21 protein-coding genes are annotated in these 19,413 nt (G+C 46.0%); 10 read left to right on the forward strand and 11 right to left on the reverse strand.

What is annotated here, in order from left to right:
* From QZ302_RS00005 to QZ302_RS00015, 3 genes are all read left to right on the forward strand, one after another.
* Positions 1–907 (forward strand): type I restriction-modification system subunit M (locus QZ302_RS00005; protein ID WP_294591111.1); only part of this gene is annotated, 907 nt, incomplete at its 5' end.
* A gap of 7 nt (positions 908–914) precedes the next feature.
* Positions 915–2,321, forward strand: coding sequence for a RhuM family protein (gene rhuM, locus QZ302_RS00010; protein WP_294591114.1), 1,407 nt, complete (start codon positions 915–917; stop codon positions 2,319–2,321).
* Positions 2,322–2,326: 5 nt separating this feature from the next.
* On the forward strand, positions 2,327–3,619 hold the full coding sequence (locus QZ302_RS00015) for a restriction endonuclease subunit S (RefSeq protein ID WP_294591117.1): 1,293 nt from the start codon (positions 2,327–2,329) through the stop codon (positions 3,617–3,619).
* Here QZ302_RS00015 and QZ302_RS00020 read toward each other — a convergent pair.
* Entirely contained in the window at positions 3,612–4,748 is a 1,137-nt protein-coding gene (locus QZ302_RS00020; protein WP_294591120.1) for a restriction endonuclease subunit S, read from the reverse strand. The two genes, QZ302_RS00015 and QZ302_RS00020, sit on opposite strands and share 8 nt — an antisense overlap.
* 58 nt (positions 4,749–4,806) lie before the next feature.
* Here QZ302_RS00020 and QZ302_RS00025 point away from each other — a divergent pair, with 58 nt between their 5' ends.
* A complete protein-coding gene (locus QZ302_RS00025) occupies positions 4,807–5,733 on the forward strand; it encodes a site-specific integrase (RefSeq protein ID WP_294591124.1) in 927 nt (308 codons plus the stop codon).
* A gap of 105 nt (positions 5,734–5,838) precedes the next feature.
* Positions 5,839–6,225, forward strand: a complete 387-nt coding sequence (locus QZ302_RS00030) for a hypothetical protein (protein WP_294591127.1) — start codon at positions 5,839–5,841, stop codon at positions 6,223–6,225.
* 65 nt (positions 6,226–6,290) lie between these two features.
* On the opposite strand, the gene QZ302_RS00035 is transcribed toward QZ302_RS00030, so the two are convergent.
* The 9 genes from QZ302_RS00035 to mnmE all read right to left on the reverse strand — a co-directional run bounded on the left by QZ302_RS00035 (position 6,291) and on the right by mnmE (position 15,000).
* On the reverse strand, positions 6,291–6,815 hold the full coding sequence (locus QZ302_RS00035) for a hypothetical protein (protein ID WP_294591131.1): 525 nt from the start codon (positions 6,813–6,815) through the stop codon (positions 6,291–6,293).
* 16 nt (positions 6,816–6,831) lie between these two features.
* Positions 6,832–8,040 carry a relaxase gene (locus tag QZ302_RS00040; protein ID WP_294591134.1) on the reverse strand — a complete coding sequence of 403 codons (1,209 nt, stop codon included), beginning with the start codon at positions 8,038–8,040 and terminating at the stop codon, positions 6,832–6,834.
* Entirely contained in the window at positions 8,037–8,456 is a 420-nt protein-coding gene (locus QZ302_RS00045) for a metalloproteinase (RefSeq protein ID WP_294591136.1), read from the reverse strand. The genes QZ302_RS00040 and QZ302_RS00045 overlap by 4 nt, the downstream gene beginning before the upstream one ends.
* Before the next feature lie 301 nt (positions 8,457–8,757).
* Positions 8,758–9,828 carry an AAA family ATPase gene (locus QZ302_RS00050; protein ID WP_281513460.1) on the reverse strand — a complete coding sequence of 357 codons (1,071 nt, stop codon included), beginning with the start codon at positions 9,826–9,828 and terminating at the stop codon, positions 8,758–8,760.
* 2 nt (positions 9,829–9,830) lie between these two features.
* Positions 9,831–10,205, reverse strand: a complete 375-nt coding sequence (locus QZ302_RS00055) for a helix-turn-helix domain-containing protein (RefSeq protein ID WP_294591141.1) — start codon at positions 10,203–10,205, stop codon at positions 9,831–9,833.
* 99 nt (positions 10,206–10,304) lie between these two features.
* On the reverse strand, positions 10,305–11,078 hold the full coding sequence (locus QZ302_RS00060; RefSeq protein ID WP_290016417.1) for a hypothetical protein: 774 nt from the start codon (positions 11,076–11,078) through the stop codon (positions 10,305–10,307).
* A 167-nt stretch (positions 11,079–11,245) separates the two neighbouring features.
* Positions 11,246–12,361 carry a site-specific integrase gene (locus QZ302_RS00065; protein ID WP_289754083.1) on the reverse strand — a complete coding sequence of 372 codons (1,116 nt, stop codon included), beginning with the start codon at positions 12,359–12,361 and terminating at the stop codon, positions 11,246–11,248.
* A gap of 115 nt (positions 12,362–12,476) precedes the next feature.
* Complete coding sequence (locus QZ302_RS00070) at positions 12,477–13,355, reverse strand: helix-turn-helix domain-containing protein (protein ID WP_234201957.1); 879 nt, start codon at positions 13,353–13,355, stop codon at positions 12,477–12,479.
* 271 nt (positions 13,356–13,626) lie between these two features.
* The gene (gene mnmE, locus QZ302_RS00075) at positions 13,627–15,000 is read right to left on the reverse strand and encodes a tRNA uridine-5-carboxymethylaminomethyl(34) synthesis GTPase MnmE (protein WP_294591145.1); all 1,374 of its coding nucleotides are present in this window, start codon (positions 14,998–15,000) and stop codon (positions 13,627–13,629) included.
* Between the two features lie 70 nt (positions 15,001–15,070).
* Between mnmE and QZ302_RS00080 the strand changes: the two genes are divergently transcribed.
* A complete protein-coding gene (locus QZ302_RS00080) occupies positions 15,071–16,219 on the forward strand; it encodes an iron-containing alcohol dehydrogenase (RefSeq protein ID WP_294591146.1) in 1,149 nt (382 codons plus the stop codon).
* 11 nt (positions 16,220–16,230) lie between these two features.
* Positions 16,231–16,581, forward strand: a complete 351-nt coding sequence (locus QZ302_RS00085) for a cupin domain-containing protein (protein WP_294591148.1) — start codon at positions 16,231–16,233, stop codon at positions 16,579–16,581.
* A gap of 64 nt (positions 16,582–16,645) precedes the next feature.
* Here the strand turns inward: QZ302_RS00085 and greA are convergent, their stop codons facing one another.
* On the reverse strand, positions 16,646–17,116 hold the full coding sequence (gene greA / locus QZ302_RS00090; RefSeq protein ID WP_294591150.1) for a transcription elongation factor GreA: 471 nt from the start codon (positions 17,114–17,116) through the stop codon (positions 16,646–16,648).
* 205 nt (positions 17,117–17,321) lie between these two features.
* Between greA and QZ302_RS00095 the strand changes: the two genes are divergently transcribed.
* From QZ302_RS00095 to pyrI, 3 genes are read left to right on the forward strand one after another with little or no spacing between them, the layout of a single operon-like run.
* Complete coding sequence (locus QZ302_RS00095; protein ID WP_294591151.1) at positions 17,322–17,939, forward strand: YigZ family protein; 618 nt, start codon at positions 17,322–17,324, stop codon at positions 17,937–17,939.
* 12 nt (positions 17,940–17,951) lie between these two features.
* Positions 17,952–18,863, forward strand: coding sequence for an aspartate carbamoyltransferase (gene pyrB / locus QZ302_RS00100; protein WP_294591153.1), 912 nt, complete (start codon positions 17,952–17,954; stop codon positions 18,861–18,863).
* 32 nt (positions 18,864–18,895) lie between these two features.
* A complete protein-coding gene (pyrI, locus tag QZ302_RS00105) occupies positions 18,896–19,381 on the forward strand; it encodes an aspartate carbamoyltransferase regulatory subunit (RefSeq protein WP_294591155.1) in 486 nt (161 codons plus the stop codon).
* Positions 19,382–19,413: the final 32 nt, after the last annotated feature.

The following is a 19,413-nucleotide window of genomic DNA, read 5'->3' on the forward strand; positions in this document are numbered from 1 at the left end:
GATTGTTACTCTTGGACATAACCGTTTGCGTAATGTTTACGACCCTACCTGCGGTAGTGGTTCACTGTTGCTCCGTGCTGCAAGTATTGGCAAGGCAGCATATATCTACGGACAGGAGAAGAATCCGACAACCTACAACCTTGCCCGAATGAATATGTTGCTGCATGGCATCCGCTTCAGCAGCTTCAAAATAGAGAATGGCGATACACTTGAATGGGACGCATTCGATGATATGCAGTTTGATGCGGTGGTTGCAAATCCTCCTTTCTCTGCCGAATGGAGTGCCGCCGACAAATTTAACAACGACGACCGTTTCAGTAAAGCAGGACGGCTTGCCCCTAAGAAAACAGCCGACTATGCTTTTATCCTGCACATGGTTCATCATCTCAATGAAGGTGGTACGATGGCTTGCGTTGCTCCGCACGGAGTTCTGTTTCGAGGGAATGCGGAGGGCGTTATACGTCGTTTCCTGATAGAGAAGAAAAACTATATTGATGCTATTATTGGTTTACCTGCCAATATATTCTATGGTACAAGCATTCCGACCTGTATTCTCGTATTGAAGAAATGCCGTAAGGAAGACGATAATATCCTGTTCATTGATGCCAGCAAAGAGTTTGAAAAAGTTAAGACCCAGAACAAACTCCGTCCTCAGCATATCCAGAGGATTGTAGAAACTTACCGTGACCGCAAGGAGGTTGAAAAGTATAGTCATCTTGCTACGTTGCAGGAGGTTGCCGCAAATGACTATAATCTGAATATTCCTCGCTATGTCGATACTTTTGAGGAAGAAGAACCTATCGACATCAAAGCTGTCATGGCTGAAATAAAGGAGTTGGAAGCCAAGCGAGCCGAACTGGACAAGGAGATAGAGGTATATTTGAAAGAATTGGGACTGGTTGAATAATTACACAATGGCAGAGATAGACAACATACCCGAAATGCGTCCGTCATTCGACAATTTACGCCGTCAGGATGAGGGCGGAAACGAATATTGGAGTTCACGCGACCTGTGCGCTGCTATGGGCTATTCGGCTTATTGGAAATTCCAAAGAGTCATAGACAAGGCTATCAAGGTGGCAAGTGAAAAAGGAATGAAGGTGGACGACCATTTCAACCAAGCGGTTGATATGGTAAGAATTGGAAGCGGCTCATTCCGAAAGGTCAATATCTTCCGTCTTTCGCGTATGGCGTGTATGATTGTTGCCGAAAATGCCGATGCCAAAAAAGTGTTGGTACAACAAGCTCGCGATTACTTTACTCAAACAATATCGACAAACGAATTGATGCAAAATTCGTTGAGTTCTAATATTTTGCTGTATAAAACAGCACAAGGTGAAGCGCGAATAGAAGTGATATTAAATAGTGAAACCTTCTGGATGTCACAAAAGCGCATGGCCGATTTGTTCGGGGTGGATGTACGGACTGTTAACTATCATCTTGGTCAGATTTACGAAACAGGCGAGCTTACAAAAGAGGCAACTATCCGAAAAATTGGGATAGTTCAATCAGAGGGAAAAAGGGATGTGGAGCGTACACCGCTGTTCTATAATTTGGATGCCATTATTGCGGTAGGTTATCGTGTAAATAGCTATCAGGCCACCCAATTTCGTATTTGGGCTACGTCTGTATTGAAGGAGTTTATCATTAAAGGATATGCGCTTGATGATGAACGCTTGAAACAGGGTAAACACTTTGGCAAAGATTATTTTGACGATTTGCTGGAGCGTATTCGTGAGATACGCACATCAGAGCGCAGATACTACCAAAAGATAACAGACATCTATGCAGAATGCAGTGCCGATTACGACCCGAAGTCGGATTGTACCAAATTGTTTTTCAAGATGGTGCAAAACATGATGCACTTGGCTGTAACTCATCGTACCGCTGCCGAAATAGTATATGAACGTGCTGATTCTGAAATGCCACACATGGGATTGACAACTTGGAAGAAAGCTCCCGATGGCAGAGTACAGAAGTCTGATACTATTGTGGCAAAGAACTACTTGTCTGACAAGGAGGTTTCTGAACTTAACGGCGTAACTAACGCATTTCTTGAATTTGCAGAACAGCGTGCTCAACGCCATATCATTACAACGATGGCAGACTGGAAGCAGCGTCTTGAACAGTTTCTTGCTACGATGGACTATCAAGCACAAGACACAGCCGGTAAAGTCTCACAAGAAGCTGCACGAGAGAAGGCGTATGGTGAGTATGAAAAATATAAAGTGATTCAAGACCGTTCGTTTGTCTCTGATTTCGACCGGTTTAATGATGGCGACAAATTGTTGCCGTTTGATATCAATCCCGATAAAGAATAATGATTATGGCAGATAATAACGAAAATAAAGTCCTTAATGTTCCCCATTTGAGATTTCCGGAGTTCAGTGGGGAGTGGGAAAAGTGTAAGGTTTCAGACTTGTTGGATTTCTATTCCAGCAATTCACTTAGTTGGGAGCAGCTTGAATATGACACTAATGCCATGATGAATTTACATTATGGACTTATCCACGTAGGACTTCCGACTATGATAGATTTGGCAAAAGACAAATTGCCTAATATAAAAGAGGGCAATATGCCCAAGAACTTTGAAATGTGCAAAGAAGGTGATGTGGCTTTTGCGGATGCCTCGGAAGATACAAATGAAGTAGCCAAGACTGTTGAGTTCTTTAAACTTGCAGGGAAAAACGTAGTCTGTGGATTGCATACAATTCATGGACGAGACAATAAGCACAAAACTGTTGTCGGATTCAAAGGATATGCTTTTTTATCTGCTGTATTTCATAATCAAATAAGGCGAATAGCGCAAGGAACAAAGATTTACTCAATTAGCACCAAGAATTTTTCAGAGTGCTATATTGGATTGCCATCAAAACCAGAACAGACTAAAATTGCAACTTTACTACGCCTTATTGATGAGCGCATTGCTACCCAAAACAAAATCATTGAGGATTTGAAATTACTAAAGTCTGCAATTTGTGAAAAACTTTTTTGCAGTCCAAAAGATAAACAACCGAAAGTAAGATTGCATGGTTTTTCCAATTATTGGAACTTTGTACGGCTTTCTGATATTTGCCATAGAATTCGCAGAAAAAATACCGAAGAACAATGTAAGCGAGTTTTGACGATAGCAGCTCAATATGGGCTTGTTAGTCAAGAAGAATTTTTCAATAAGAATGTTGCTAGTGAAGATTTGTCAGGATATTACCTTCTACAAAATGGAGATTTTGCTTATAATAAAAGTTATTCGGGCGATTATGTTTGGGGTACGGTAAAACGCTTGGACAATTATGAACAAGGTGTATTATCTCCTTTATATATTTGTTTCTGTCCAGATTCTGCTAAAGTGGATTCTGATTTTCTCGTCTATTATTTTGAGTCAAAGAAATGGCATAAAGCTGTTGCAGATATAGCAGGTGAGGGTGCAAGAAATCATGGTTTGCTTAATATCTCTGTTATAGATTACTTTAATACCATTCATTGTATTCCATCTATGGATGAACAGAAACAAATAGCTCAGATTATGAGCGCATTGCTATCAAAGATAGCACGAGAACAGCGCATGTTGAATTGTTACACTACACAACGGCAATACCTACTTCGTCAAATGTTCATATAAACATCTGACGAAGTAAATACGCTTTTTGTTTATCGAGCAATTGAAGATAGGATTTCTCAACTCTTATCTTTTCATCTAATGAAATCAAGCAGTTGGCCATCTTATTTTGTTCTTCCAAAGAAGGTAACAATAGTCTGGCTTTTTCAATGTCAGTATAATGCAAATGAATTATGGTGCTGCCCTTTGCAAATTTTGCCAATTGCCTTTTGACGATATGATTGAAGTAGTAACTTAGATATTGGGCATTAAAGTTAGTACTGATGTGAATTCCAAACATATCACCACCCAATATAACCCCATCTACGTTAATGACAGATGGGGCAATTAAGGACATTGCGTCAACAGTTGTTGACGAAGGAAACAACAAATCTCCTTTCTTACTCAAAATCATGCCCTCTGTTCTGTTAGTATGGCTTTCTATTTGAGAAATTGTTTCTCCATAAGTGGTAAAAAGTTCTCCATATATAACACAAGGTATTCCTGTTTCAGCCAAATCATCCTTTGCCAAATTGCCAACATTAAAAGGTTCGCCCAAATCTGCGACACAGACTATCTGTTTTTCGGCTTGACTATAATGTTTTTCAATAATTGCAGACTTTAGTAATTTCAAATCCTCAATGATTTTGTTTTGGGTAGCGATGCGCTCATCGAGGAGGCTAAGTAAACGGGATATTCTATTCTGTTCCTCTATAGCTGGTATTGAGAACTCAAATTCTTCCATTTGTCGTTTATCACCTCTTGGCATTTTTACGCCTTTTGCCCCTGACATTGCGTAGTTTATGAATTTGTCTGAGGCAATGATATTATACAAGAAGTCGCTTTGACATCCAGTAGTCCTAAGAACAAACACATCGGCACTACAACCACCAAATCGGTCAGACTGCCATACCTTTTTCAGATATGGGCGGATGTTAGATATAAGAATATCATTAGGTTTAATTGCCATTACATTTCCATCGGTGGGAATTGAGGAAGCCTCCTTAATTCCTCCAAAATTTGGGATAAGATTCTCGGTAGAGATATAACAGGATGCGTCTAAACTATCTGCGGGAATCCTTGATTTTTGGAACTCAGCGACATCTTTAAGCTCGACTCGTTTCCACTCCCCACTAAACTCCGGAAATCTCAAATGGGGAACATTACCTATTATATTTCTCTAATTATTAGAACCAATTAAATTCGAGATTATGATTCAGAAGACAATTAGAGAAATTTCGGACGCATGGCGAGAAGACAAGCGACCGTATGTAAAACAGTCAACAATGGCAGCTTATATGTTGATTCTCGAAAATCATATTTTGCCAAAGTTTGGTGAGAGTAACGAACTTCATGAACATGATGTACAAGGATTTGTACTTGAAAAGTTGGAAGGCGGATTGAGCGTAAAATCTGTTAAGGACATTTTGATTGTTCTGAAGATGGTTATGAAATTCGGAGTGAAAAACGAATGGATGAGTTATTACGAATGGGATATTAAGTACCCAACAGACGTTGCTGGTAAAAAGTTGGAGGTCTTGTCCGTGGCAAATCACAAAAAGATTTTGAATTATATTCAGAGCCACTTCTCTTTTCCGGGGCTTGGTATTTACATAAGCCTTAGTACCGGTCTGCGTATCGGTGAAATTTGCGCTTTGAAATGGAGCGACATCAATGTCGCTGATGGTGTTATAACCGTTAATCGGACAATAGAGCGTATCTACATCATAGAAGGGGCGAGAAAACATACAGAGTTAGTTATTAATACACCAAAAACAAAAAACTCTTGCCGTGAAATCCCGATAAACAAAGAATTGCTTGCTATGTTAAAGCCTTTGAAAAAAGTAGTTAATGATGATTATTATATACTTACCAATGATGAACGTCCGACAGAACCACGCACGTACCGTAACTACTATAAGAGGCTTATGGAGAAACTTGATATTCCTAAGCTGAAGTATCATGGACTCCGTCATAGCTTCGCGACTCGCTGTATAGAAGTCGGTTGTGACTATAAGACCGTTAGTGTATTACTGGGACATTCTAACATTTCAACTACGCTGGACTTATATGTACACCCCAATATGGAGCAGAAAAAACGTTGCATAGCCAAAGTATTCAAGTCGCTAGGGAAATAAAGTCATGTATAGAGCGAGGGAATTAATGCTGTAATTTCTTCGCTCTCAATTGTTCTGTAATTCAGAATTATGTTGTATATTTGAATGTTATTAAAAATATTACTTATGAGAAAGGGTTTGATATTCTTCTTGGGAGTTGTTACTGGGTGTGTATTAACAATTGCAGTACTTTTTGTTATAGGTATTACCAATTCAAATACTAACGAATCGGATATTACAATTGCCGAGCAACAGACGGTATTTACTACCGCAACAAAATTTGAAGTTTTTCAGGTTCTTGGGGATGGTGCTTTGGCCAATTGCGAGGAGAAAGGGTATTCAACTTCATTATTTACTGGGCCGGTCGTCTATATTGTGACAGATGGTCAAAATCTGTTTTATGATGATCAGGTAATTGAAGTACCGAAAGATAAAAAGGCTATGCAAATAGGAACATTTCGTTATGAGACCAAACTTGGTGAAAAAGTAGTTCCTGTAATAAAGTTTAAATAACATAGGCATATTAGAATAAAGTCTCAACCGATAGCAATTCTATCTAGTTGAGACTTCTCGTTTATTTACTTCTTATTCAAAAACTTCTGTATAACTACAGTTATACCAATCCCTAAAACAGCCATAAGAATACAGCAAACAGCAGCTTTCCAAATCAATGTGGAGTGTAAAACATCTGTATTAGCCACTATGATGCTGGCGAAAAAAGAAGAGAGGGCAACCAGAATGATAATCAGAATATAGAATACCAAATGCGGTATGAGAACATAGCTGTCTGCCTGGTGGATTTTCCGTTCAGTTTCATCCCATTTGTCTTGAATTTGGCAAAGGTACTTATCAAGTACAGATTGCCCGAATTTTTCGGCTTGTTCCTGCATACTTTGGGCAATAGTTAACTTATACTCCTGTAGAAATTTAAGTAAATTTACCAGATTTATACTCATCTCATGCACATTGTCATTCAGGTTGGCGAGTTCTTTGGCGTTCACATCAAGTAGTCGCTTCTCTTCTTCCAGATATTCATTCTTGGGAGTGATCTTTATGGATTCCGTATCATTCATTTCTGCGGAAAAATCGAATTTCTTTTTCATGCTTGACTTCATAGGCTTATCGTTTTAATCCTGTTTTAGGTTTCTTCCCTAACGAACGGCTGGCGGCACGAGCGCATCTGCGAGCCCATTGCAAATCGTCTTCTTCCTTGTCTCTCCACGGAAGGTCGTTTTGCGAACCTCCGCCACCGCCTCCGGTTGCAACGTTGGGCGTTTCAAGCAGTCCGACAAAAATAGCCACAGCCATATCGGTAAGCTCCTGACAGTTGGAAACGAACCTGTAATCAAACTCGTCATTGAAGTAGTTAAGCACTTTTTCCGGAATATAGAACTTGTGCTCCTTGCCTTCATGAGTCAGGGCATAGGGAATCATATCCAAACGGTCTGTGCGATATTGGGTATAGTCAATAGGAGCCACCTTATGTCTGTTCGATTGCTGTACGACTTGGGGAGTATTGCTCTTGGCAGTAACAGGCTGGTAGTGTAGCTTCTTCCATGTCGCAGGAAGTTTCGAGATCATTAGGTTCCTGCCGATTCCCAATTCGGAAGCCTTGTATTTGGTGTTCCCATTCACAAGCGCATAACCATGAAGAATCCCTTTCTTATCTTCTCTTTCATGTACTGTATAGCCTTTTCGTATAAGAGCATTTTTGTACTTTTCCCATGACCATGATTGCATTGATTTCAGTATATCCATGCAATCACGATTTACTTGGTGGACATTGGAAATTCGGATTTGTGCCGCAGTCGTCCAGCCGCGTTTCTTTGCCACTCGTTCGGCTGCACGTTGCGCACGAAGATGAATGTTATGGTCATTGTTGATATTGCCATTTTCATCCAAACGGCAGACCGCAGCATGGAGGTGGGGAACTTCGCCTTTGGATTCCGTATGCAGCCAAACCGAGTATTTGCTACCCGCCAAATTGGTCGGACAGGAACGGACTTTTCCGTCCTTGCTGGTAATCACTTGTTTGTCGAATTCCTCAGCGAAATCCTGCCAAAGCTTTTGCCAGTCCTCAATGTCGAAGAACCGGGTATGTTCAGGCGAAGGACTCAGTTCGATTCTGATAACAGAGTTCTTGATCGGCCGATGTTGGGATAAGGTCAACTGCATGGAGTTCCATATCCCCATAGCGTCCGGTTCAGAGGGCAACAGATTGTCCAATACCCGATAGATTTTCTCCGGATGTTTCTTGTGTTGTGATTCGCCGGTAATGTAACGGAGGTCGTTTATTCCGTGCGATATGGCTTTTGCTTTTGCAATCATTCTTCTTCGGATTTAGCGTTAGACGGAATTTTGTTATGCTCTTTTACGGCATTCAGAAACAGGCAAACGCTTTCGGCTACATTGCCAAGTTCCTTGAGCCATCCGACCATAAACGGAATCTGATTAAACATTATCATGCGTTGCTTTGTGGACATTCCATGAAGCGCAGAGGTATATTTTACGAGGTCTGATCGACAATTGTCCAAATTCTGTAATAGTGCCGTTTCTTCTTTCGTAAGCCTTGCTCTGGGCTTGAAGTTATAAGCACACGACAATATGTAATCGCTTACGGTCATACCGCATTGTGCTGCCAATGATTTTATATGCTCTTTCTGACGGGGAGTGACTTTCGCTCCGATGAAGACGCATCTTGTTTCGTTAGAGGAACCAAATGAATTCTCAGTATTTTCTTTCATATAAATTGTTCTATAATGGCAAATAGGTGCGAGCTTGCGAGTACCGCATCGGCGAAAGAACTGAGCAGGCAAGAGCGCCAATGTACAACCGGAACGCAGTGAGGTTATACCTTGGCATATCTTGCAACAGTTACCTGTTGATACTTCCCTGCAAGCCATGTCGAATGTGGATATGAATCGGCATTCGGATAGTAAGATATATCTCTAAAAGAGGGGAGAGTATGACTATCTCACATTATGTTATCTTGCCTATTTTGCTTTATTCCTATATATACGCCCCGACAATAAAGTAAAGTTGAACTCAGTAATGGCATTCAGGATTGATTTTATATTCTTTCCCCTCTTTTATCACCATCCGCTTGTTGCCGAGGAAGGTGGCTACCTTGACCGCCTTGTTATGACCAAGTTTTACACCCTGCAATCCGTACTCCTCTTTCAACCGTTCCAAATAATCACCATAATTATTGATAGTGCCATTCGCAAAAGTGGCATCCAATGCTGCGCGATGTACATTCTCCGGAATTTCTTTGTACGGATCAAACGGTTCTTTGGTCGGGCGTCCTATCTTCTTTTCTCTGGGCAGATAAGGTTCTACCAGTTCAGGCAAACCCTCTTCGTTTATGCGGAAAGCGAACGGTTCAAACTCACGGTCGCGGATATGCATGGCTTCGACTACGCTTATGGTCTTGTCCTCTTTATCCACTTCGACTTGCATGATGGTTTCCGCCTTATTATTGAGTTCCGTGCCGATGTGACCACGGGCATGTTCATCATTCTTGTTCTGATGCAGGACAGTATGGATGTGTATCTGTCTGTCATCCGTCCACTGCATTAATTTGGAGATTATATCGGTAGATTCACTGGGAGAATTGATATCATACAGGAAATCACGGATGCCATCTATGACCACCAGTCCTAAATTAGGAATTGTGCCGATAGCCTGTTCAACTATAGCTAATCGCATATCGGGAGAGTATTTGCGCAAAGCCAGCATAACCAGATTGTCTGGCTCTTTATTTTCCGGTAAGTCCGCCAAACGTAAAATGCGCTTTAATACGTTCTGACAATGATACCGCCCTTGTTCCGTGTCAACGTATAACACCTTCCGTTTATCTTTGGGGAATGTAGACCGATAATGAAGAATGGTGCTGCCCCTCAATGCCGATGCGACAATAGCTGAGACATTGAACGTTTTCTTACTTTTAGCCTTACCTATGGAAGCACTGAAATTGCCTAATGTGCCTATAACTGCATCGTCCACCATCAGTACCACAGGCGACTGTTCGTATGCACTTGTCACGCTCACTATTGACTCCTCCACGTAAACTGCCAACTCCTCACGTGAAGGAGTCGTATTATCCGCCTTCTCCATCGTTACCAGTTTTTAGAGTTCGGTTTACGACGATGGGATGCAAGCATGGACTCGTTTTCTTCCTCAAAACTTTGCGGTGCTGGATTTCTTCGGGAGGATTCCAGCCATCTGTCCAGCTCATCACGATAGATATAGAGATGCTTTCCTTGTTTGATAACCGGAATATCGTCCTTTTTGACCTTGTAATAGAAGGTCGATAACGGCATTTTGAGATAGGCGCAAGCCTCCTGTACGGTCATGGGGACGTGCGTATTCTCTTTTGCTTCATGCTGCTTGGAAAGTTGTTCCGTCAGCAGATTTTCCATGCTTGCAATCCGGTTGCACAGTTCGCCTACCACTGCCGGCAGGTCATTGAATGTCAGGTCTTCTTGTTTCATATTAAAAGTGTTTTAATCGTTTAACATGCTGCGAACCAACTCAATGAAACCTTACAGAACAATACAGACCGGATTAATTATTTCATCTGCATACGTTTTTTATTTTGAGTTACTATTATCTGTTTCTAAATGGAAGCGATAGTCGCCTTTATCGGGTACGTCAATAGGTATTTGGCTTGAAACATTATCGCGCAAATTAAGTTTTAGATATTCAATGGTTGCATTTGTGAGTTCATGAGGAAATGAAGCTTTTATAAAAGCTGCTCTTTGAAGTAGAGATATTCCCAAACGTTCACCGATGTTCCATGCTAAATGGCGTAGTCCTGGAGATTTCAAGGGATTATCTATATTTGAGCGAATGGGCTTGTATAAGTCATATCTACCACAAACCATATATTCTATATTGGAAATGAGGATTGAAATAGCTTCTTTAGACAGATAGGGAGCGGTTTTAATAGTTACATATTCACGAATAGCATTCATGACTTCTACTTGTCTTTCTGCTTCTTTCTTTTTAATGTTCTCCAGCAGTGTATCATAATTATCTATAACTGAATCATTTGGCTGCTCAATGGTTTGAGCTTCATTTGCACAATTGTCTTTTATCTCGAAATCAGAGTCAAAAACAAGCGGAGATTGCCAACCAAAAGAAAAATCGATAGGATTCTTCGTCAGCCATTTATAGAAAGATCGTTGTAACAGGCCGCATAATAGAATTGTTACTACAAGTCCGAGTATTAGCGGAGTTGTTACCTTCATGATATTGATCCCGTGACAGGTAAAAAGATAAGTGTCTGTCGCTGTATAGATGATTACCGACAGCGCAAGAACAAAGCTTATTCTTTGAGTACGAATTTGAGTCCTATTTGTCATATACTGTAAATGTTTGGAATGATTATACCGCAAAGTTATGTGCCGTATTCCAAATGCTTATAATTGGTGATGACAAACCGCCCAATATTGGTAAAAAATAACGGGTATAGTATGATTTCGGGCTAAAAGTCATACTATACTCGTACAAATGGAGGCTAAAATCGTTATCAATCTTTCCTTGTCAGGGTAATTTTCTTGCTGGCTTCACGTTTGTTGGCATCGACCACCTTGATATACCTTTGCGTGGTGGTGATACTCTTGTGCGCCATGATGCTCTGTATGGTGCGGATGTCCGTTCCTGCCGCAGCTTGCAGCGTGGCGAATGTTCTCCGATACGAGTGGAAAGTTATGTTCTTGGTAATTCCGGCAGAACGAATCCACTCTTTCATGGGGGCTTGTGTCCAACTGCGCATAAGCCCTTTGAATACCAAACCTTTCTTCTCGGAACTGTAATCTATCAATCCTAATGCTTCTTCGCTGATGGGAATGATGTCTTCCGCTTTGTTCTTTTGTGTAATGATGTGTACGCATTTCCCTCCGGCTGAATAGTCTACAATATCTTCCCAACATAAGGCAAGAATATCACTGATACGTAAACTGGTCATACATGAAAACAGCGATGCTATTTTCAGAATGGGCTTCTTGCACGGTGTTTCAGCCAGTTTATACAGTTCTTCTACTGACAGATACTCTTTGACCACATCTTCCGTTTCAATCTTATCCAAAAAATCATTGACATTGGTCTTTATCATTCCATTACGGTAGAGAATTTTCAGGAATCCCCTGAAAGTAGACCAATATCCTGATGCGGAGTTCCGTGTGATAGGGCCGTTACGTCTCAGTTTCTTGGCCGTGAGCAGATATTCCCGAAACTTGTTGCATAGGTCGATATCAATCTCCTCAAAGGTGCATTTGCCATGTACGAAGTTTCTGAAATGGAGATAGACGAACTCCCATTTCTGGTCATGTTTACGGAGCTGTTTGCGATAATACTCCAAGAAATCGGCTTTGAGTTTGTACCTGTCGAAGAAATCATACCGTTCATTCACCACAGATTCAAACCTACGGCAACGTATGGCTTCGGCTTTCTCGGTCATTACCTCGTTGAAGTTCTGTTCACGCTTGTTTCTCGGATTGGCATATACGTAAATACCAAGCGACTCATGGCGGATAACTTTCATTGTCTCTTTGTCTCGATACCCCGGATAATAATCCAAGTAGAAAGACAGCATCCTGTTCTTTAAAGGACGTGTCCTTAATGTTACGGTTTTACACTCATGCATACTGATATATTTTTATGGTTATTGTTAATTCGCTGGCAAAACTCTGTAATGTAACCATGCAGAAAGCCTTCAGTAGAGATTAATTTTGGAATAATTTACGGAAGCCTATAATTGGTTACTTACGGACACCCATTACCTTGTCAAACTCCACTTTCAGGAACCTGACGAACCGTCCGTTCTTCTCACGATTGATCTGATGGAATTGAAGAATACCGTACACCGAATCACGAGAGAGTTTGAATTTCTCCATCGCCTCCTTGACAGTGTAGTATTCCGCCTTGCTCTCCTGCTCGGAACTCTTCGAGAGGTCGAAGTGGAGCTTTGAGTAGAATATCTGCCCATGCTCCTTCTTGGATGGAATGTTGTTCCGATACACCTGCGAACGGATGGCGACACGTGTCATGCCGTACTTTTCCTGAATTTCTTCGGGCGTGTACCATTCGGTCAGGTCGGAATCCACCTCGTATTTGGCAAAAGCAGCATCGATATGTTTCTTGCTGTAATAGTTGAACTGGCGGATGCGCACTTTCGGGACTTTGTGCTGCCGTGTATAAGTCCACACCCATTTGGCGTTGACCTTATATTTTTCGGCAATCTCTTCGGCAGTGTAATACTCGGTGATGTCAAAGTCCTCTTTAGGCATGATGCGCTCATAAGGTTTGGTTTTCATCATCAGTTCGATGTCCGCACGGCGGATGAGTGACTTCTTGCCGCTGATGCGTGAAGCCCGAAGTTTCGATTCCTTTACCAATTTATATATGTATTGCCGAGTTACGCCCATCAGTTTTGCTGCTTGGGCAAAAGAGAAGAAATCCTGCCCCTCGGCGGCTTGTCGAGGCTGCAATAATTCTTGCGACCGTTTCAACTGTCGCTTACGTTCCCGGATGCGCTCCTTGTAGCCAAGATTGGAACACTGGTGGCTACAATAACAGGTCGTTGTTTTTTGAGCTATGAATGGTTTTCCACACCATTGACATATCTTTCTTACTTCCATATTTTCCTCCTTTACATTGGGGATAATTTCGCCTTATTTCTCCCGATTTTTGTCAACACATGTAAACCATTGTCAACACACGTCAACTAATGCGTCACTGTGACATTCGGGCTAACCGTGAATTTCTGTCGCGGTAGAAATATGATAGAAAAATATGGATAAAAACCGTTACTACCAAATAAGGATTAGAAAGTGTTAAAATAGAAAAGTCGCTGAAATACAGCGACTTTATTCTAAATGGTTATAATTGGTTATGGCAGTTTCTAAGCCATCACTTGCCGATGCAGAACTTACTGAAGATATTGCCGAGAATATCATCCGTCGTGATTTCGCCGGTGATTTCGCCCAAGTGGTGAAGTACCTGGCGGATCTCCTCGCTAACCAAATCTGCCGGCAGTCCGTTTTTCAAAGCCGTTACGGCACGTGCCAGAGCATCGTCTGCCCGAAGTAGCGCGTCATAATGACGGACGTTTGTCACGATGAGCGTGTCGGCTTCGCCGCGATGAGCGAATTTTTCCGCAAGCACTTGTTTCAGCTCTTCGATACCCACTCCCGTCCGGGCCGACAGACTGAGCACCCGGGCCGAGCCTGTTAGATCGTGCGCCAAGTCCGCGGTATCCCAAATGTCGTTTTTGTTCAGCAAAACGATCAGCTGCTGCTCCGGCGACAGCCCCAGTTCTGCTATCTGTCTCCGGACTTCGGCGGCTGAAAACGGTTCGGCAATCAGCAACAGCACCACCTGAGCCCGAGCCATGCGCTCTTTGGTCCGTTCGATGCCCAGCGCTTCGATCCGGTCGTCCGTGTGGCGCAGTCCCGCCGTGTCGATGAATCGGAACCGAATCCCCTCCAGCACGATCGACTCCTCAATGAAATCCCGCGTCGTGCCAGCCACCTCCGAAACGATCGCCCGCTCTTCGCCGATCAACCGGTTCAGAAGAGTCGATTTGCCGGCGTTGGGAGCTCCTACGATGGCTACCGGAACACCGTTTTTCAGGATGTTGCCCGTGCGGAACGAATCCGCCAGTGTACGGCACCGTCCCTGAATGTCGGCGAGCAGCTGTTGCAACTCTTTCCGGTCGGCAAACTCCACATCCTCCTCCGAAAAATCCAATTCCAATTCCAGTAACGATGTAATATGCAGCAGCTTGTCCCGCAGCCCGGCCAACTCGACCGCATATCCGCCCCGCATCTGGTTCAGGGCGATCCGATGCGCCGCGCCGCTTTCCGAAGCGATCAGGTCGGCCACCGCTTCGGCTTGCGAGAGGTCGAGTTTGCCGTTCAAAAACGCCCGTCGCGTGAACTCTCCCGCTGCGGCCGGCGTGGCGCCCCGTCGGACGAGAAGTCCTAAAATCTCTTGTACGATGTACGTGGAACCGTGGCACGAGATTTCGACCATCTCTTCGCCCGTGTAGGAGTGCGGAGCCCGAAAAACGGTGACGATCGCCTCGTCCAATAGCCGTTTGCCGTCTGCGATGGTGCCTAAATGAGCCGTGTAGCCCTTTGCCGAGGCTAGCGGTTTGGAGAAGATGCTTTCGGCGATCGAAAGCGCTTCGGGGCCGCTAAGGCGGATCAGAGCGATCGCTCCGCCCGAACCGGAGGCCGGAGCGGCGATGGTCGTCGCGGATGAGAGAGTCGGTTTTTGCATGGCGAGCCGTGGTATTTCGGTACAAATATCTTAAATTAGCCGATGTGAAAATAATAAACTGCTTGAGAAGATGAATAATTTTACGTTTTGCAACCCGACGAAGCTGATTTTCGGGAAAGGGACGATCGCTCGCATCGCTCGGGAGATTCCGACCGGAGCGAAAATCATGATGACTTACGGCGGCGGGAGTATCCGTCGAAACGGCGTGTACGATCAGGTGACGGCGGCTCTCAAGGGACGCGGAGTGGTTGAGTTCGGTGGAATCGAACCCAATCCGCAGTACGAGACATTGGTAAAGGCTGTCGAACTGGCGCGTGCCGAGGGGGTGGATTTTCTGCTGGCGGTCGGCGGCGGGTCGGTGATCGACGGGACGAAATTCATTGCCACCGCATTGAAGTACGAGGGTGATCCGTGGGATTTTCTGCTCGACCCGTCGAAAGCGGTCGATGCGGTGCCGCTGGCGACGGTGCTGACCCTGCCGGCCACCGGGTCGGAGATGAACAATGGCGCCGTCGTGTCCCGCAAGGAGCTGAACGAGAAGCTGGCTTTTCATAACCCGAAGTGCTACCCGCTCTTCTCGGTGCTCGATCCGGAGGTCTGCTACTCGTTGCCGCAGCGGCAGATCGTCAATGGGATCGTCGACTCGTTCGCCCATACGCTGGAGCAGTATCTGACGTTCGATACGCAGGCGATGGTGATGGACCGTTGGGCCGAGGGGCTGTTGCAGACCTTGGTCGAACTCGGGCCGAAGCTGGTAGAACGGCATGATCGATACGATGAGGTGGCCAATTTTATGCTGACGGCGACCATGGCGCTCAACGGGTTTATCGCCATGGGCGTGCCGCAGGATTGGGCCACGCATATGATCGGACACGAGCTGACGGCTCTCCACGGCTTGGATCACGGGGTGACGCTGGCGATCGTCTATCCGGGGATGATGCGGGTGATGCGGCGCGAGAAGTTCGACAAACTGGTGCAGTATGCCGAGCGGGTGTGGGGCGCGACGGGGACGCCGGAGGAGAAGGCGGAGGCGGCGATCGTGAAGACCGATGAGTTTTTCCGGGCGCTGGGGATGAAGACCCGGCTGTCGGAGCACGGAATCGGACAGGAGACGATCGATTTCATCGTGGAACGTTTCCGGAAGCGGGGCTGGAACTTAGGGGAGACCGGCAAGGTCACGCCGGAACGGGTGGCCGAGATTCTCCGGGAACGGTTGTAGACTTGGAGGAGATGGGAAATATCTTCGATAAGCGGGGCATCGTGCCTCCGGGATCGGCACAGGAGCAGGGGAGAGAGGTGTTCGATACGCTTCTTTCCGTGGCTGCGACGGCCGGACAGCGGGTGAGGCTCGAACGGATCATGTCGTTCGGTGAGGAGCACGGTGAGTGGTATGATCAGGGGTGGGACGAGTGGGTGATGGTGGTTCGGGGCGAGGCTGCGCTGGAGTGGGGCGACGGCTCGGTGACGGAGCTGGAGACGGGGGATTATCTGCTGATCGAAGCACATCGCAGGCACCGGGTGCTCAGAACGTCGTTCGACTGTGTCTGGCTGGCTTTGCATTTGGGAGGGGAAGGGGAGTAGTAAACGAAAAAAGCGACCTGTTTTTCAGGTCGCTTTTTGTATATTGCCAATTCAGGGTATAAGGTTAAATCGAGATATCCAACACCTCTAATTTCAGAATGCCCGACGGCACCTGCACCTCGATCACATCCCCGCGTTTCTTGCCCAGCAAAGCCTGTGCGATCGGCGTGCCGATGGAGAGTTTCCCCTCTTTCAAATTCGCCTCGTTTTCCGAAACGAGCGTGTATTCCACCGTCTTCCCGAGGTTGATGTTCTTGATCGTCACCCGGTTGAGCATCTGAATCGTGTTGGTGTTGAGTTTCGATTCGTCGATAATACGCGCCCCTGCGATCGTCGCCTCCAACTTGGCGATCCGCATTTCGAGCATCCCCTGCGCCTCCTTGGCCGCGTCGTACTCTGCATTTTCCGACAGGTCGCCCTTGTCCCTCGCCTCGGCAATCTGGGCCGAAATCACCGGCCGTTCGGCTTTCAGCACGTCCAGCTCGGCGCGCAGTTTCCGCAATCCCGCTTCCGTTATGTAATTCACTTTTGCCATAATGCTACTTTTTATATGCGACAAAAAAATAAACCCCCGAAACCCTAAATAGGTGCCGGGAATCCATTCGTGTCTGATAACACAGCAAAGGTAGGGATTATTTCCGGAAAAACCAAACTCGACCGGCGGGGGCGATTATTCTGCTGCGACGGCTTGGTTATCCGACGGCGAATGGCTATTTTTGTTCGGATAATCCGACCGGATCGTGAACAGCGATACTTATCTGACCATCGCGGCCCCTACCGAGGGGCTCTACAAGGACAAAGGCAGCCGTTTTCTGGCCTTTGCCTATCCGGTTTTCTCCGAGTCCGATATCAAACCGCTGGTCGATGCGCTGAAGACGGAGTATTACGATGCCCGACACCATTGTTATGCGTGGCAGTTGGGGATCGAGGCTTCGGAGGGCGGTGTGCGGTTTCGGGCTAACGACGACGGCGAACCGGCCGGGAGTGCGGGGCGGCCGATACTGGGGCAGCTGCTTTCGCGGGGGGTGACGAATGTGCTGGTCGTGGTGGTGCGGTATTTCGGCGGAATCAAACTGGGCGTTCCGGGGCTGATTGCGGCTTACAAGGGGGCGACGGCCGATGCGTTGGCGGCAGCCGAGGTGGTGGAGCGGACGGAAAATCGGGAGGTCGTCGTGGAGTTTCCTTATCTGGCGATGAACGAGGTGATGCGGGTGGTCAAGGAGATGGCGCCGGAGGTGCTGGGGCAGGATTTCGACCTCGCTTGTCGGATGCGGCTCTCCATTCGGTTGCGGGATGCCGGATCGCTGGTGGATCGGATGGCGGGAATTGAAGGGGTAAATGTCTCATTATCATCATAGCGCGCAAAAATTATGAAGGAAAAACAGAGTCTGGTTTCGATCCACGATTTCACCAAGGAGGATATTCTCCGCATTATGGAGCTGGCGGCCGATTTTGAAGCTAACCCGGATCAGCGGCTGCTGTACGGCAAGGTGGTGGCTTCGCTCTTTTTCGAACCTTCGACCCGGACGAGGCTCAGTTTCGAGAGCGCGATCAACCGGCTGGGGGCGCGGGTGATCGGCTTTTCGGACATGAACAACACCAGCGTGACCAAGGGCGAGACGCTGCACGATACCATCAAGGTGATTTCGAACTATTGCGACATGATCGTGATGCGGCATCCGGTCGAAGGGGCGGCGCGCTATGCCAGCGAAGTGTCGCGGGTGCCGGTGGTCAATGCGGGCGACGGGGCCAATCAGCATCCGAGTCAGACGCTGCTCGACCTCTATTCGATCCTCAAGACGCAGGGGCGGCTGGACAATATCAATATCATGATGGTGGGAGACTTGAAGTACGGGCGGACGGTGCATTCGCTGCTGGAGGCGCTGTCGCACTTCAAGGCCGAGTTTACGTTCGTCTCGCCGCCGGAGTTGCAGATGCCGACGGAATACAAGATGCAGCTTTACGAGCGGGGGATTTCGTACTACGAGACGGCGGATATGATGGAGCGGATGGGAATGGCCGATATCATCTACATGACGCGGGTGCAGCGCGAGCGGTTCTCGGATGTAATGGAGTACGAGCGGGTGAAGAATGCTTATATCTTGCACAACGACATGCTGGCCGATACGAAGCCGAACATGCGGATTCTGCATCCGCTGCCGCGGGTCAATGAGATCGCGCCGGACGTGGACAACAATCCGAAAGCCTACTGGTTCCAGCAGACGGAAAACGGGGTTTATACTCGAATGGCTATTATGGCTTACCTTTTCGGGGTCAAATAATTGGGGGGGTTCATTTAAAGTAATTCGTAATCATGTCGGAAGAACGAAAAAATCATAAAAAGGGCGTTTTGGAGGTCAGCGCGATCGAAAACGGGACGGTGATCGACCACATTCCGCCGACCAGCTTATTTAAGGTAATCAAACTGTTGGGGCTGGATCGGACGACGCATCAGGTGACCTTCGGGACCAATTTGCAGAGCAAGCGGATCGGGACGAAAGCGATTATCAAGATTGCGGACAAGGATTGTGCGGACGAGGAGATCGGGTATATCTCGCTGGTGGCTCCGTCGGCGCGGATCAATATCATTCGGGATTACGAGGTGTCGGAAAAACGCGTGGTCGAGGTGCCGACCCATGTCGAAGGCTTTGTCAAGTGCGGCAATCCGATGTGTGTGACCAATCAGGAACCCCACGTCCGGACGCGATTCGACGTCTTTACCCGAAACGGAGAGTTGGCCCTGCGGTGCAAGTACTGTGAAAAGATTACCGCTCAGGAGCAGATCGAGATTATACGATAGGCGACGGTTTCGACGTTGGTATATAGTTAATT

The organism is uncultured Rikenella sp. (genome assembly GCF_910579375.1).
In the GTDB taxonomy this organism is placed as follows: Bacteria; Bacteroidota; Bacteroidia; order Bacteroidales; family Rikenellaceae; genus Rikenella.